Source organism: Agrobacterium tumefaciens (genome assembly GCA_025560025.1).
In the GTDB taxonomy this organism is placed as follows: Bacteria; Pseudomonadota; Alphaproteobacteria; order Rhizobiales; family Rhizobiaceae; genus Agrobacterium.
Map to the genome: position 1 here is coordinate 218,511 of CP048488.1, position 14,687 is coordinate 233,197.

Annotated in this window: 11 protein-coding genes; 7 read left to right on the forward strand and 4 right to left on the reverse strand. The window is 58.5% G+C overall.

What is annotated here, in order from left to right; translation table 11 throughout:
- Position 1: 1 nt before the first annotated feature.
- The 3 genes from FY152_26505 to FY152_26515 all read left to right on the forward strand — a co-directional run bounded on the left by FY152_26505 (position 2) and on the right by FY152_26515 (position 3,379).
- Positions 2 to 1,066, forward strand: a complete 1,065-nt coding sequence (locus tag FY152_26505) for an aldo/keto reductase (GenBank protein ID UXS35692.1) — start codon at positions 2 to 4, stop codon at positions 1,064 to 1,066.
- Between the two features lie 188 nt (positions 1,067 to 1,254).
- Entirely contained in the window at positions 1,255 to 2,313 is a 1,059-nt protein-coding gene (locus tag FY152_26510) for a LacI family transcriptional regulator (protein ID UXS35730.1), read from the forward strand.
- Between the two features lie 289 nt (positions 2,314 to 2,602).
- Positions 2,603 to 3,379, forward strand: a complete 777-nt coding sequence (locus FY152_26515; GenBank protein UXS35731.1) for an SDR family oxidoreductase — start codon at positions 2,603 to 2,605, stop codon at positions 3,377 to 3,379.
- A gap of 75 nt (positions 3,380 to 3,454) precedes the next feature.
- Here FY152_26515 and FY152_26520 read toward each other — a convergent pair whose 3' ends face one another.
- Genes FY152_26520 through FY152_26535 form a run of 4 tightly spaced genes read right to left on the reverse strand, consistent with a single transcriptional unit; the run spans position 3,455 to position 8,512 of the window.
- Complete coding sequence (locus tag FY152_26520; GenBank protein UXS35693.1) at positions 3,455 to 4,984, reverse strand: peptide ABC transporter substrate-binding protein; 1,530 nt, start codon at positions 4,982 to 4,984, stop codon at positions 3,455 to 3,457.
- Between the two features lie 26 nt (positions 4,985 to 5,010).
- Positions 5,011 to 5,838, reverse strand: coding sequence for an ABC transporter permease (locus FY152_26525; GenBank protein ID UXS35694.1), 828 nt, complete (start codon positions 5,836 to 5,838; stop codon positions 5,011 to 5,013).
- Positions 5,835 to 6,806, reverse strand: a complete 972-nt coding sequence (locus FY152_26530; GenBank protein UXS35695.1) for an ABC transporter permease — start codon at positions 6,804 to 6,806, stop codon at positions 5,835 to 5,837. The genes FY152_26525 and FY152_26530 overlap by 4 nt, the downstream gene beginning before the upstream one ends.
- A complete protein-coding gene (locus FY152_26535) occupies positions 6,803 to 8,512 on the reverse strand; it encodes an ABC transporter ATP-binding protein (GenBank protein UXS35696.1) in 1,710 nt (569 codons plus the stop codon). Before FY152_26535 ends, FY152_26530 begins: the two co-directional genes overlap by 4 nt.
- Positions 8,513 to 8,785: 273 nt before the next feature.
- On the opposite strand from FY152_26535, the gene FY152_26540 reads away from it, so the two are divergent.
- The 4 genes from FY152_26540 to FY152_26555 are packed head-to-tail and all read left to right on the forward strand — an operon-like array spanning position 8,786 to position 14,568.
- On the forward strand, positions 8,786 to 9,496 hold the full coding sequence (locus FY152_26540) for an SDR family NAD(P)-dependent oxidoreductase (protein UXS35697.1): 711 nt from the start codon (positions 8,786 to 8,788) through the stop codon (positions 9,494 to 9,496).
- Between the two features lie 18 nt (positions 9,497 to 9,514).
- Positions 9,515 to 10,828, forward strand: coding sequence for an FAD-binding oxidoreductase (locus tag FY152_26545; GenBank protein UXS35698.1), 1,314 nt, complete (start codon positions 9,515 to 9,517; stop codon positions 10,826 to 10,828).
- A 36-nt stretch (positions 10,829 to 10,864) separates the two neighbouring features.
- Positions 10,865 to 12,919 (forward strand): hydantoinase/oxoprolinase family protein, encoded by a 2,055-nt coding sequence (locus FY152_26550; protein ID UXS35699.1) that lies wholly within the window; start codon positions 10,865 to 10,867, stop codon positions 12,917 to 12,919.
- Entirely contained in the window at positions 12,916 to 14,568 is a 1,653-nt protein-coding gene (locus FY152_26555) for a hydantoinase B/oxoprolinase family protein (GenBank protein UXS35700.1), read from the forward strand. Before FY152_26550 ends, FY152_26555 begins: the two co-directional genes overlap by 4 nt.
- Positions 14,569 to 14,687 lie beyond the last annotated feature (119 nt).

Sequence of the window (14,687 nt, forward strand, 5' to 3'; positions counted from 1 at the left end):
TATGGAGTATCGCTTATTAGGGCGTTCAGGCCTCAAGGTGTCGACCTTGACTATTGGTACGATGACCTTTGGTGGCGTCGGCTGGGCAAAAACTGTCGGCGATCTTGGCGTACCAGAGGCGAAGCGACTTGTGGATCTCTGCCTTGATGCCGGGGTCAACTTGATCGACACGGCCGATGTCTATTCCGACGGCAAGTCCGAAGAGATTGTCGGCGATATTCTCGGCGGAAAGCGCAAAGGCAGCACGTTGATCGCCACAAAAGCGCGCTTTAACATGGGGCCGGGTCCGAACGACGGGGGTCTGTCGCGTCAATATCTGATCGCAGCGTGTGAGGCGAGCCTGAAAAGGCTGAAGACCGACGTCATCGACCTTTACCAGGTTCACGAATGGGATGGGCAGACACCATTGGAAGAAACAATGGAAGCCCTCGATACCCTCGTTCGCCAAGGGAAGGTCAGATACATCGGCTGCTCGAATTTCACGGGCTGGCAGATCATGAAGGCGCTCGGCGTCAGTGAGAAGGATAAACGTCAGCGTTTTGTAAGCCAGCAGATCCATTACACCCTCGAAGCGCGCGATGCCGAATATGAACTGTTGCCGATTTCCGTCGACCAGGGCATCGGCGTGCTTATCTGGAGCCCGCTTGCGGGCGGCCTGCTTTCCGGAAAGCACCGCCGCGACCGAGCGGCTCCAGAAGGCAGCCGCCAGTTTGCTGGCTGGACCGAGCCGCCGATCCGCGACGAAAACCGCCTCTGGAATATCGTTGATACGCTGGTATCGATTGCTGAGGGCCGCGGCGTTTCTGCGGCTCAGGTTGCACTGGCTTGGCTGTTGGGCCGCAAGGTTGTTACCTCAGTTATCATCGGTGGACGAACTGAGGCGCAGTTTAAAGACAATCTCGCGGCTGCTGATCTGAAGCTTTCGAACGAAGAACGAGAACGGCTCGATGAGGTCAGTATTCCCCCCTTGCTCTATCCTTACTGGCACCAGCGCAACAATGCAGCAGACAGGCTGAGTGAGGCAGATCTCGAATTGCTCTCACCTCATCTGAGGAAGAAGTCTTAATGGGTCTGGAGCAGGCGCCTGCTGTCTGGCCACACTTTCTTCCGTTGCGTCACGTCGCCCGGGATGGAGGTACCCCCTGCATGCCGAAAAATGTCTAAGACGAGGGAATTTCAATTTTCGTGAAAGATGACAATCAATGTCAGGACCGCAGCATCGCCCAAGATGATACGCCCGAAACTAAGAATTTCATCGCTGAAAAAGGTCGCGGAAGTGCTGCTCCGACGATAGCCGATGTTGCGCGCGCATCGGGTGTCTCGCGCGCGACGGCTGCGAGGGTTCTCGGTGACTATGGCTATGTCCGTGCGCAAACGCGGCAACTGGTTCAGGAGGCTGCCACGAGCTTGGCGTATCAACCCAATCAGCTTGCAAGAAGCATGGCCACCGGTCGCAGTAAGACAATCGGTGTCGTGATAGCCGATATTGAGAACTTGTATTTTGCTCGGGCTATCCGAGCCATTACGGATACAGCTAGCTCACACGGTTTTGTCGTGATCCTGGCGACGACGGACGAGGATATTGAACTCGAGCGAGATGCGGTGCGCGTTCTCCTAGCGAAGCGCGTCGATGGATTGATCATTTCACCGACCTCAAGCAGTGAGGTAGAGCATCTTGTAAACGCGTCCGGGAGAGACTGTCCGATTGTTCTTCTGGACAGACGGGTCCCCGTGCTTTCCGCTGACACCTTCGCGATCGACAATTTCCGTGCAGCCTATGAGGCCGTGACCACACTCATCGGACGAGGCCACAGGAGTATCGCCCTAGTGTCAAACGCTCCAGCACATGGCGAGCAGCATTACCTCATTTCGTCGGTTCGCGAGCGCATCGACGGTTACCGCGCAGCTTTGCATGATGCTGAAATACCGATCGCTCCCGAACTGGTAGTTTTGGGCGGCTGGGATCCAGGCAATCTGGCGCAACAAGTGCGCGTGCTATGCAGTTCTTCAGATCGTCCTACTGCCTTTTTGGCTACAGACAGCTCGGTGGCCCTGGTTCTCCTCGAGGTCGTCCGGGAAATGAACCTTTCGATTCCCGACGATATTTCCCTCATTTGCTTCGATAATGCTGACTGGACCGCCGCGACCACTCCTCCGCTGACAGTGATTTCACAGCCCATAAAGGAGCTCGCGACCGCGGCCACGGAAGATCTGATCGCCCGTTTGAACGGTGAGGCTACCAACTCTGCAAAAGAGGTGCTTCTTCCAGCGACCCTAGTGGCGCGCGGTTCGGTTGGCGATGCCCCGTACTAAAGGAGGCAAAATCTCAGCACGGTAGCATTGTCAGAATGCTAACCGCCTGGCGTTGGACAGGCGGTGATATTTGTTCAGCGCCAGCAGCAGGAAGCTTTGCGTTCCGGCATTGGGTCATTCTGGTTTTGCTCGCAAGTCTTCAGAATTCGTGGCGTGGACCCGCCGATTGCGTCAAAATCGATTGGTCGAACGCTCACGTGACGCGGCCGTTGTGCTTCACAGCGTAGGTTGCTCACAACGACGCTACCTGATCAGGTTCACTGTGGCGCACCAAGATATTGGAAAAGAAATGGAACTCAGAAGCGTTTTGCAAAAATTCCGATTAGACGGAAAAGTCGCTTTGATAACAGGCGGAACGCGCGGCATAGGGCTGGCGGCTGCTCACGCTTTTGGTGAGGCTGGCGCCAAGCTTTACCTGAGTGCGCGTCGCGAGGAATATGAAGACGGCGGCAAGATACAGAGTTCGGGCTATGCCGTAACTTTTATTCCTGCTGACCTGACGACACGTGATGCGGCGACGGAGCTCGTCAATAAAGTTATAGAAGATGCTGGCAAAATAGACATTCTGGTCAATAATGCCGGCCTTGCGAACGGAGGTGACACGCCTCTATTTACTGAAGAACAATGGCGCGACGTGATGGCATTGAATGTCGACTCGGTGTTCTGGTGCTCGCAAGCTGTCATCAATTCAATGCGCGACACGGGAGGCGGCACGATTGTCAACGTTGGGTCGATGTCCGGGATCGTCTCAAATATTCCCCAGAATCAGGTTGCTTATAATAGCTCCAAAGCTGCGGTTCATATGATGACCAAAAGCCTCGCAAGCGAATTGGCCGAAGATAATATTAGGGTCAATGCTGTTGCTCCCGGTTATATCGAAACGATCATGTCACGAGCAGGTATGGAGCATCCTGTTCGGGGCCCAATCTGGCGTGAGATGACGCCGATGAAGCGCTTCGGCAAAGCCGAGGAGGTGGCAGCCGCGATCTTGTTCCTTGCCTCGGAGGCGTCTAGCTATGTGACTGGGGATATTCTCGTTGTAGACGGTGGCCACACGACGAGGTAGTTGTAAGCGGACCCGAAACTGTGGTCATCAGAATAAATTGGCCGCCGCAAGATGACCTCCGGCGGCCAGCATAATTTAATCGATTTTTGTGTTCTCGATACTGAAACCCGACTGGAACGTCAGGAACCCAGGCATGTTCGTGAAGCCCGTGACACCTTTCTTGACGGCATAGCTCTGCTCGCGCCACATGAAGTAGACGAGCGGTGACAACTCGAGGGCGCGATCGACGAATTCGTCGTAGATCTTTGCACGTTCGGCCTTGTCGACGGTGCTGCGGCCCTTGTCCAGGAGCTCGTTGATCTTGGCATCGTTGAAGTAAGGCGAGTTGTTGGTTCGGACGAGCTTGTCGCCACCGTAGTAGTAGTTGCTCAGCCAGTCCGCATCGGTGATCTCGCCAAGGCTTCCAAGCACGGTGAAGTCGTAGTCCCCATTGTTCGTCTTCGACATCCGGCTCGCCCAGTCCGGGAGGTCAAGCGTGACCTTGATCCCGATCTTCGCCAGTTCGGACTGGATCGCGATGGCGGTGTTCTGATGGAAGCTGTACTGCGAAGTCGCGAGCAGCCTCACGGTGAAGCCGTTAGGATACCCCGCCTTGGCTAGCAGCGCCTTTGCCTTCTCCGGATCATGCTTGAAGTAGTTGGCCTTCGCCTCGGAATACCCCATGTAGCCTTTTGGAATGGCGATGCCCCAGAGCGCCTGGCCCAATCCGTTGAATGCCGTGTTGATGATCACGCTACGATCGACGGCGTATGAGATCGCCTGACGGACCTCCGGCTTGGAGAACGGTTCGAACTTCGTGTTGAACTGCAACCCCATGAACGGACCGGTGTTGCGCAGAAGCTGTGTGCCGGGCCCCTTTTCCAGGTCCGCGGAGTCCTTCGCAGGAACATATTCGATCACGTCGACGTCACCGGATTTCAGCGCGTTCACGCGAGTGTTCTCGTCGCCATAGAATACGTAGTGAACTTCGTCGAGATCGGGCTTGCCCTTCTTGTAGTAGCCCGCGAACTTCTTGACGACGATTTCGCGGCCGCGCGTCCAGTTGACGAATTGGAACGGACCGGCACCGACTGGCGAGGCGGTGGGGTTCGCGGCATTCTTCTGGAGCCACGCAGCAGGCACGATCACGGATTCCGGAAGCGCCAGATAATCGACCAGAGCCATGGAGGGGCTGGACAGCGTGAGCTTCACTGTTTTCGCGTCCGGAGTCTCGATCTTCGAAATGATGGAAAGCTCGTTGCGGAATGCGGCTTTGCCCGCCGGATCGATCATCCGCTCCAGGGACGCTTTCACGTCTGCAGCGGTGACAGGCGAACCATCGTGGAAAGTCGCCTGTCGGAGATGAAAAGTAAATTCTTTTGCGTCAGGGCTGATGTCGTAGCTCTCGGCGAGTTCCGGCGAAATCTTGCCATCGATGCCGTAGTTGACGAGACCGCGATGGATCGCGAGCTTCACAGTTCGTCCAGACGTGCCCGGCTGGATCACTGTATCGAGCGAGGAAGGTTCGCTCGAAAGGCCGAAGTACAGAGTACCACCAGCGAGGGCTGTCGTCGCAGGGAGGCCAAGAAGGCCAGCCGCGACAGCGAGTTGAATGAGTCTTTTCATGCTGTTCCCTTTCCTAGTTAAGATTTTTAGTTTTCACGCAATCTCGGGTCGAGATGGTCACGGAGCGCGTCGCCAAGAATGTTGATTGCGAGCACCGTGAAGGCGAGGCAAGCAGAGGGCCAGACGACATACATGGGGTTCTGGTTGAGGTAACCGCGAGCTGTGCCGATCATCTGTCCCCAGGAAGGCTCGGGTGGAACGATTCCAAGCCCGAGGAAGCTCAGTCCAGATTCGAGCAGGATCGCGGCAGCGATCGTCAACGTTCCCTGGACGACGAGCGGAGACAGGATATTGGGCAGGATGGCCTTGAACACGACTCGCAGGTAGCGAGCCCCCATCGCGTGTTCCGCTTCGACGTATTCCTGTCGAATGACCTGAAGCGTGGCGGACTGGGCAACGCGGGCGAACTGCGGAATGAAGATGATGCCGATAACCACACTCAGGCTCGCGACTCCGCTCTTCCAGAAGCCAACTGCAAGAAGCGCCAGCAGGATGGCCGGGAAGCTGAGCATGATGTCAACGGCGCGCATCACGAAGAATGCAAGCGTCGGGCGACTGTACGCCCCAATTATTCCAAGAGCCGTCCCGCCGACGGCAGCAATGATCGTCGATATCACGGCAACGATGATGGTTGGCCGGATACCGATCAGCAGACGGGAAAGGATGTCGCGACCGAACTCGTCAGTGCCGAGCAGATACTGAACCGAACTCGGTTGATTGACGGAGTTCTGGTTGATGAGAAGCGGATCATGTGGCGCGACCAAAGGTCCGATCAGCGCTGTAGCCAGGACTGCCGAGACGACCAGGATGCTGGCGAGGACAAGCGGGCGACGGAAAAGAATGGAGATCTTCATGCGCGTTTCCGTCGGATGCGTGGGTCGAGCAAGCTGTAGAGGAGGTCGACACACAGGTTGATGAGGATGAAGAGCGCGGCGATCGTTAGGATGCTTCCCTGGACGAGAGGGTAGTTGCGGTTCGAGACTGCGGTCACGAGGAGGGTGCTCAGTCCCGGCCAGTTGAAGAGAGCCTCGACCAGGACGGTGCCACCCATGAGGTTTCCGAGTTGAAGGCCGACGATGGTGACGATCGGGATGGAGGCGTTGCGCAGCACGTGCATCCAGATCACCCTGCCTTCACGCATTCCCCTCGCACGTAGCGACCGCACGAAGTCACGCCCGAGTATCTCCAGCATCGAGGACCGGGTCATGCGTGCAATCGAGGCGGCAAGGCCGAGCCCGAGTGTCAGAGCTGGCAACGTCAGCTTCTGAAAGTGCAGATAGACGTTGCGGGAAATATCGGTGTATCCGCTGGCGGGGAGCCAGCCGAGCTTGATGCTGAGTAGGAGGATGAGGAGCGATCCGAGGATGTAGACCGGAACGGAGATGCCGAGTGTCGACAGAGAGGTCAGCAATCCGTCCAGGAACCGTCCCCGCCGCAGCGCCGCCGCTATGCCGACCGGCACGCCTATCAGGGCGGCGATCAGGATTGCTGCCGAGGCGAGTTCCATGGTCTTCGGCAGGCTTGCGGTTACGTAGTCAATCACCGGATAACCGTCGAGCGAGTTTCCAAGGTCCCCGATGGCGGCACCGCTCAGCCACTTGACGTACTGCGTCAGAACCGGCTGATCGAGACCTAGCTGGGTTCGCATCGCCGCGATCGTCTCCGGCGATGGATTGCTCTCGGGGCCGAGAAGCAACAGCACGGGATCGCCCGGCATGATGTACATGATGGAGAAGACCAGGGTGGCGATGACCCAGAGCTGGATCAGCGCGGTGGCGAGCCTCGACCCCAAGGTGATAACAAGTACCGTCAGCGTCTTCATCGATGCGCCTCCAGAGCGGTCGAACGCTCGCCAACCTTGGGCACAGCGCTCAGAAGTGTACGGGTGTAGCCAGCCTTGGGATTGTCGAAGACATCGGCGGCGGAACCCGTTTCGACGATTTTGCCCTTCTGCATCACGGCGATGGTGTCGCTGACATGGCGAACGACGGACATGTCGTGTGAAATGAAGAGGTATGTGAGTTCGAACTCGTCCTGGAGATCCTGCAGAAGGTTGAGGACCTGGGCCTGAACCGAAACGTCGAGTGCCGATACCGCCTCATCGCAGATCAAAAGCTTTGGATTGAGGGCGAGGGCGCGCGCCACCACGATCCGCTGTCGCTGACCCCCGGAGAATTCATGGGGATAGCGTGTCATGGCATCGCGTGGGAGACCGACGGCGTCGAGCAGTTTCGCCACCCTGGCCTCGCGATCGCGGCCATTATAGTGGATGTCGATGGGGGCAGCTACAAGATCGTTGACCGTCTGCCTTGGATTGAGAGATCCGTAGGGATTCTGGAATACGAGCGCGAAGTCTCGTCTGGCGATGCGCAATTCCTCTGGATTCAGGGCAGCAAGGTCTGTCCCTAGAAGTTCGATGGCGCCGCTATCCGGTTTCATCAACCGCATGACGAGACGGGATAAGGTCGACTTCCCACATCCGGATTCACCGACGAGCCCGACTGTCGTGCGCGCCGGGATCTCGAGGCTGACGTCGTCGACGGCACGAAACGCATGCGGAGTCGAGAACGCGCTTTCCCGCGTCCAGAATGTCTTCGTCAGGTTCCGGATGGTGAGGAGGATCTCTGCTTTCGGCGATGGTGCAACCTGCGCCTTCAGAGCCCGCGGTTCATTGACGATGCTTGCGATCGCGCCGGTCGCGTCTCGTCCGATCACGGGAAGGCGGGTTTTCGCCTGCGAGACGGACGGCATCGAAGATATGAGAGCCTTAGCATAGGCACTCTTTGGCCACGCGAAGAGGTCGGCAGTCGACGCTTCCTCCATAAGGTCGCCCCGATAGATGACTGCGACGCGGTCGGCGACCTCGTAGATTACGCCCAGATCGTGAGTGATCAGCATGATGGCCGCGCCGATCTCCTGATTGAGGCTGCGCAGTAACCCGAGGACCTGCTTCTGAACGGTCACATCGAGTGCGGTGGTGGGCTCGTCCGCGATAATGACATCGGGCTTGCAGGCTACCGCCATCGCGATCATCACACGCTGACATTGTCCGCCGGAAAGTTCGTGAGGATATGAGCGCATGCAGCGGGCCGGATCCGCGATCCCAACCCTTTCAAGAAGACTGCGAGCCCGTTCCATTGCCTGCCCGCGGGTGATGGCTTCATGAAGGCGGATCGCCTCCACGATCTGATCACCGCAAGTGAACACCGGATCGAGCGACGCCATCGGATCCTGGAAGATCATTGATATGCGCCGTCCGCGGAGCTTCCGCAGCGTGGCCTGACGCGCTTTCAGCAAGTCCTCGCCATCAAACTGCACGCTTCCGCTCGTCACGACCGCGTTGCGCGGAAGCAATCCCATGGCGGCGAGAGACAGAACCGTCTTTCCGCTGCCGCTCTCGCCGACCAGCCCCAGGATCTCGCCTGAAACCAGCGAGAGCGAGACGTTGTTGACCACGGCCCGCAAGCCGCTGTCGCCCTTGAAGGCAACTGAAAGATTATCAACCCGAAGAATTTCCCTACCCGGCATACGTCATCCGATCTGCGATAGGCTCTCCGGTGCCGGAGAGTTCGTTCCCATTGTTATAGGGTGCTTTTTGCACTTATCAGTCGCGATTAAGGCATAAATCGCCAAACATCGTCAAGTGATCGTCCACATATCTGACAGAAACTTTTCATTTGTGGAGTTTTCTGACGTTTTTCTGTAAATTTCTATCAGACGCCGCTTGTCATAAATCCAAAGCGCGCTTACCGTCGCAGCGAAACACACGAGTAATCAGTGGTCGTGGCCGGAGGATCAGCAATGCAACCAATCAATTCCCGTGTCGTAATGATCTCAGGAGCAGCGCGTGGCATCGGTCTAGCCATTGCCCGTGAGTTAGCGGAGCACGGATTCCGCCTCAGTCTTGGCGCACGCGACATCAAGATGCTGGAAGCTCATTTCGGCCTCCAGAGCGATCAGGTGCATTACGCTCACTACGATGCCTATGATCCAGCGTCCGCGGAATCCTGGGTTTCCTCCGCCGTTGACAGGTTTGGAAGGATCGATGCGCTCGTGAACAATGCCGGACTCGGCGAGCAAGTCTCCCTCATGGACGACAACGACGAGGCGCTCGACAGGCTGTGGGCAGTCAATGTCAAAGGCCCCCTCCGGATGACGCGCTTGTGCATGCCGCATCTGGAAGCCTCCTTATCAGGCCGCATCGTCAATCTCGCGTCGATGTCAGGCAAGCGGGTTCGAAATTCCTTCGTCGGATACAACATGACGAAGTTCGCGGTGATGGGCCTGACCCACACGACACGTCATGTAGCTTGGGAAAAGGGTGTGCGCGCCACTGCGATATGTCCGAGCTTCGTTCGCACCGAGATGAGTTCCTACACGAATAAGGTCAGCCCGGACGACATGATCGAGCCCGACACGCTGGCATCACTCGTCCGGACCGCGATTGAGCTTCCAAACAATGCTGCAATGGCTGAGATGCTGGTGAACTGCCGGCTCGAAGACACACTTTGAAAGGCCGGTATTCAAACCATGTCACGTATTATACCAGACGCTGTTCCTTCAGCGCAAACATTGCCAGCGAAGGTTGATGTCGTCGTCATTGGCGGCGGTATCATTGGTGTTTCAACTGCGCTGGAACTTGCCGAGCGGGGCGTGTCCGTTGCGCTCTGTGAAAAAGGTCTCATCGCAGGCGAACAATCCGGCAGGAACTGGGGCTGGGTACGCCAGATGGGCCGCGATGCGTCTGAAATTCCGCTCGCGATCGAAAGTCTTTCGCTCTGGAAGGGACTAAACGCCCGTATCGGGGACGAGACGGGTTTTACACAGACAGGGATCGCCTACCTGTGCCGCAATGTGCGCCAAGAGGCCGAATACGAGGCATGGCTCGAGCATGCGCGTGCGTATGGGCTGGACTCGCGCTTGCTCCGAAAAGAGGAGTTGAGGCAGCACCTTCCGGGCATGAGTGATGGCTTCACTGCCGCGCTACACACATCGACAGACGGGCGCGCCGAGCCTTTCAAGGCCGCACCAGCGATCGCTCGCGGCGCAATCCGTGCTGGAGCCCACATCATTACAGGCTGTGCGGTCCGATCGATAGAGCGCTCTGGGGGTGCTGTAAGCGGTGTCGTTACCGAGCGGGGGCGCATAGCCTGTTCTTCCGTCGTCCTGGCGGGGGGCGCATGGTCGAGACTGTTCAGCGGTAACCTGGGTGTCGACTTCCCCCAGTTGAAGATCCTCGCGACAGTCGCGCGCGCAACCTCGGTCGACGGCGTACCGGACATGCCCGTCGGCGCTGACAACTTCTCGTTCCGCCGCCGGCACGACGGAAGCTTCTCGATCGCGATGCGCAACGCAAACATCGCTCCCATCGTCCCTGACAGTTTCCGTCTCTTTTCCGACTTCATGCCGACACTGATCAAGGGATGGGGTGAATTGAAACTGCGCGTCGGCAGCAGGTTCATCGACGAATGGCGAACGCCACGATACTGGGCGGCCGACGAGATTTCACCCTTCGAACAGGTGCGAATTCTCGATCCGATGCCGTTCGAGCGGTTCAACAGGGAAGGGTTCGCACATCTCGTAAAGGCGTTTCCGGCCTTCGCAGACAGCCGCATCACGCAGAGCTGGGCTGGCCTCATCGACGTCACCCCCGATGCCATACCTGTCATAGGTCCGGCTGGCGGCATCCCTGGCTTCTTTATCGCCAGTGGTTTCTCCGGACACGGGTTCGGCATCGGACCAGGATCAGGGAAGCTGATGGCCGATCTCGTGACCGGGGCGAAGGCCTGTGTCGATCCCGCTCCATTCCGCTTCGATCGTTTCAAGAAGACCAAGGCAGCCTGATACGCTTGCTGGACCTTGGCCAAAGAGGGTGAAACCATGGCATTGAGAATTGGTGTTGATTCCGGCGGTACGTTCACGGACGTATGCCTGTTCGACGACGAAACTGGAAAGCTCAACATCTGGAAGGTCCCGTCGACACCGGATGACCCATCACGTGGGATTTCCAACGGCGTTTCCGAGGGACTTTCTACCGTTGGCAGCACGGCGTCGCAGGTGGCCTTCCTTGGCCATGGCACGACTGTGGCCACCAACGCGCTCATCGAGCTGAAAGGCGTGCCGACCGGGCTCATCACCACGGACGGCTTCCGCGACCTTCTCGAGATCGGGCGTCAGAAGCGGCCGAGTCTCTATGACATGCACGCGGAAAAGCCAGAGGTTCTCGTCAGCCGAGATCGGCGGCAGGAAGTGCCGGAACGCCTCACGTGCGAGGGTGCGGTCGATCTCTCCCTGGACGAGGACAAGCTGCGAGCAGCCGTGCGGAAGCTCTCGGAGGAGGATGTCAAGGCTGTCGCGGTCTGCTTCCTCTACGGCTTCCTGAACAGCGTGAACGAGCAGAGGGTCGTCGAGATCCTGCGTGAAGAGATGCCGGACGTGTTCGTCAGCGTCTCGCATCAGGTCGCGCCTGAGTTTCGTGAGTACGAGCGTCTCTCCACGACCGTGGTAAATGCGTATCTCGGTCCCGTAATGCAACGCTACATCGAACGCCTGAAACAGCGCCTTGCGGATCTCGGCGTGACGATCACTCCGCAACTGACCCAGTCGAACGGTGGTGTCATCGGTTTCGACACCGCTGCCCGCCTACCAGTACGCACGGTACTGTCTGGACCGAGCACGGGGGTCGTCGCAGCGCAGGCGGTTGGCCGCATGGCCGGATTCGAAAACATCATCACGTTCGATGTCGGCGGCACCTCCAGCGACGTTGCGCTGATGCAGGGTGGCGTATGCAAACTGACGGGCGAGGCCAACGTTCATGGCTACCCGATCAAGGCTCCGATGCTGGACATTCACACAGTGGGCGCCGGCGGTGGATCCATCGCGTTCGTCGACAGCGGAGGACTGCTGAAAGTCGGTCCTCGCTCCGCTGGGGCTGATCCCGGTCCTGCCTGCTACGGTCGCGGCAACACCGAAGCAACGGTCACGGATGCGAACATCGTGTTGCATACGCTCAATCCCATTGAGATCCTTGGCGGCCGCATGAAGGTTCGGCGAGACCTCGCCGTCGATGCCGTCCAGCGCCTTGCTGACAAGCTCGGTCTCGGTCTCATGGAGACGGCACAAGGGATCATCTCGGTGCTAACGGCCAACATGGCCAAGGCCATACGCCTCATCAGCGTCCAGCGTGGCCACGACCCCCGAGACTACGCCCTGATGGCGTTTGGCGGCGCAGGCCCGCTCCACGCGGCGCGGCTTGCGAAAGAGCTGGACATGAGCCGCATCATCGTGCCGCTGACGCCCGGCACCCTGTGCGCGCTCGGCCTTCTCCTGACCGACCTCCGTTCCGATTTCGCCATTTCGCGGCTCATGAAGGTTGATCAGGACGCGGTGGAGCCGATCATCAGTGGGTTCGAGACGCTCGAGGGCCAAGCTGAATCCTGGTTTGCCCAGGAAGGAATCGAAGCCGATCGTCGCGTCGTCAACCGCACTGCGGACATGCGGTACGTCGGTCAGAACTATGAGTTGCAGGTCAACGTTCCGGCCGGACAAGTCGATGAAAACACGCTGCAGGCCATGGTGAAGGGCTTCGAGAGCGCTCATCAGCAACGGTTCGGCTTCATTGCCGAAGGCGAACAGATCCAGATTGTGACGCTGCGGCTGGAAGCGGCAGGCTTGGTCAACAAGGCCGAGTTCGCTCCGACGGAAAGCGAAGGTCCGGATTGCCAGCCGGCCATCATCGGAAAGCGCGACGTGTACATGGACGAGGTCAAAGATTTCGTCGCCTGCTCGGTCTATGCACGGTACAGGCTGAAAGCGGGAAACCGCATCGAGGGCCCTGCGATCGTTGAGCAGATGGATACGACGACAGTGGTCCTCCCGAACATGCAGGCGACCGTAGACCCTTATCTCAACCTTATTTTGGAGACGCGGGCATGACCAAGATCGACCCGATCACCGTAGAAGTCATTGGCAGCGCGCTGACCTCAATCGTCGAGGAGATGGGCGAGGCGCTGGTACGGGCCAGCTACTCCACCAACATCAAGGAACGTCGTGATTGCTCCACCGCGCTGTTCGATCACCGTGGCAACACGCTGTGCCAGGCAGAACACATCCCTATGCATCTCGGCAGCTTCATCGGGATCATTCCACATATCAACAAACGCTACGCGGCCGACGATATCAAACCGGGCGACGTGTTCATCGGAAACGATGCGTACGAGGGAGGCGCAACCCACTTGCCCGACATCGTATTGGCCGAGCCCATCTTCCACGAATCGACGATGGTCGGATGGGCCGTGAACACCGCTCATCACGCGGACTTCGCAGACCGCGGTCATGCCCACATCTATCAGGAAGGGATCAGGTTGCCTCCCGTGCGGCTGTATCGCGAGGGGAAACTGCAGCGGGATCTCCAGGATGTGTTTCTCCTGAACTGCCAGGTACCTCACGAACGGCTCTCCGATCTGAGAGCGCAGATGTCCGCCAATGGGCTGTGCGTGCAGCGAATGCAGGACCTCTGCGCCAAATATGGTGCTGACAAGGTGCTCGCAGCCGGGGACGCACTCCAGGACTATGCAGAACGTAAGATGCGGGCAGGGATCGCAGCGATACCAGATGGTGTCTACAGCTTCGCCGACTACTTCGACAGCAACCAGTTCTCCGAAATCATGGAGCTCAAGGTCGATATCACCATCAAGGGCGATGCGATGAACATTGCGTTTGAAGCGCCGCCGCAGGTGCCTGCGGGCCTGAACGTTATCTACACCGCGCTGCTGGCGACGTGCTACTACGCGGTCAAGGCGGTCATCGATCCGACGATCCTGCCGAACGCGGGTTTGTCCCGTCCGATCACGGTCAAGGCACCTCTGGGCTCACTGCTCAACTGCACGCATCCTGCGGCAGTCGATGGCCGCATCATCGCCTGCCAGCGTGTCGCTGATCTGGTGCAAGGCGCGCTCGCGAAGGCCCTGCCTGGGAAGGTGACGGCCGCAGGGAACGGAGCCTGCACCGGTGCCCTGTTCACTGGTACGCGAGAGGACGGTTCTCTCTGGGTGTATCTTGAGACGATCGGCGGCGGTGGCGGCGCACGGCCCACGGCAGATGGCTTGAGTGGCATTCACGTCCACATGACGAACACCTCAAACCTCCCGGTGGAGGCTCTCGAGCTGGAGTACCCCTTGACACTGCTGCGCTATGAACTCGTAAACGGTTCAGCGGGAGCAGGTACCTGGCGCGGCGGGATGGGCCTGCGCCGAGTCTACCGCATTGAGGCCGATTGCCGCTGCAACGTGGACGGGGCCCGCTTCACGGTCCATCCGTGGGGCTTGAACGGCGGCCTGGAGGCAACGGGCTCCGATTTCGATTTCGGGAATGACGAACACAATCTACCCGGAACGGTGCAGTTGAGGGCAGGCCAGGTGATCCAGATCATCACACCTGGCGGAGGTGGCTACGGTTCGCCGTCCGGCCGCTCTCCGGAAGCCGTCCGGCGCGACGTCAAGGAAGAGAGGATCACTTCCGATTTCGCCGAGCGCGTCTACAGCTACCGGAGTGTGGAAAGCCATCAGCAGACAGCCTTCGCCTGAGTTGAAAACCGTTTCGCCGCGCCAGGCTCAACGTGGCGCGGCTACTAAATCTTTGCCCAGATGCCAACCGCGGCACTTATTTAGTATCGAATGGTTACTTCAAAGGGCGACGTCCTTGG

Bases quoted from the DNA above. Each gene is read 5' to 3' on its own strand.
- FY152_26550 (UXS35699.1), top strand. From the start codon at position 10,865: ATGGCATTGAGAATTGGTGTTGATTCCGGCGGTACGTTCACGGACGTA.
- FY152_26530 (UXS35695.1), bottom strand. From the start codon at position 6,806: ATGAAGACGCTGACGGTACTTGTTATCACCTTGGGGTCGAGGCTCGCC.
- FY152_26535 (UXS35696.1), bottom strand. From the start codon at position 8,512: ATGCCGGGTAGGGAAATTCTTCGGGTTGATAATCTTTCAGTTGCCTTC.
- FY152_26540 (UXS35697.1), top strand. From the start codon at position 8,786: ATGCAACCAATCAATTCCCGTGTCGTAATGATCTCAGGAGCAGCGCGT.
- FY152_26505 (UXS35692.1), top strand. From the start codon at position 2: ATGGAGTATCGCTTATTAGGGCGTTCAGGCCTCAAGGTGTCGACCTTG.
- FY152_26545 (UXS35698.1), top strand. From the start codon at position 9,515: ATGTCACGTATTATACCAGACGCTGTTCCTTCAGCGCAAACATTGCCA.
- FY152_26525 (UXS35694.1), bottom strand. From the start codon at position 5,838: ATGAAGATCTCCATTCTTTTCCGTCGCCCGCTTGTCCTCGCCAGCATC.
- FY152_26520 (UXS35693.1), bottom strand. From the start codon at position 4,984: ATGAAAAGACTCATTCAACTCGCTGTCGCGGCTGGCCTTCTTGGCCTC.
- FY152_26515 (UXS35731.1), top strand. From the start codon at position 2,603: ATGGAACTCAGAAGCGTTTTGCAAAAATTCCGATTAGACGGAAAAGTC.
- FY152_26555 (UXS35700.1), top strand. From the start codon at position 12,916: ATGACCAAGATCGACCCGATCACCGTAGAAGTCATTGGCAGCGCGCTG.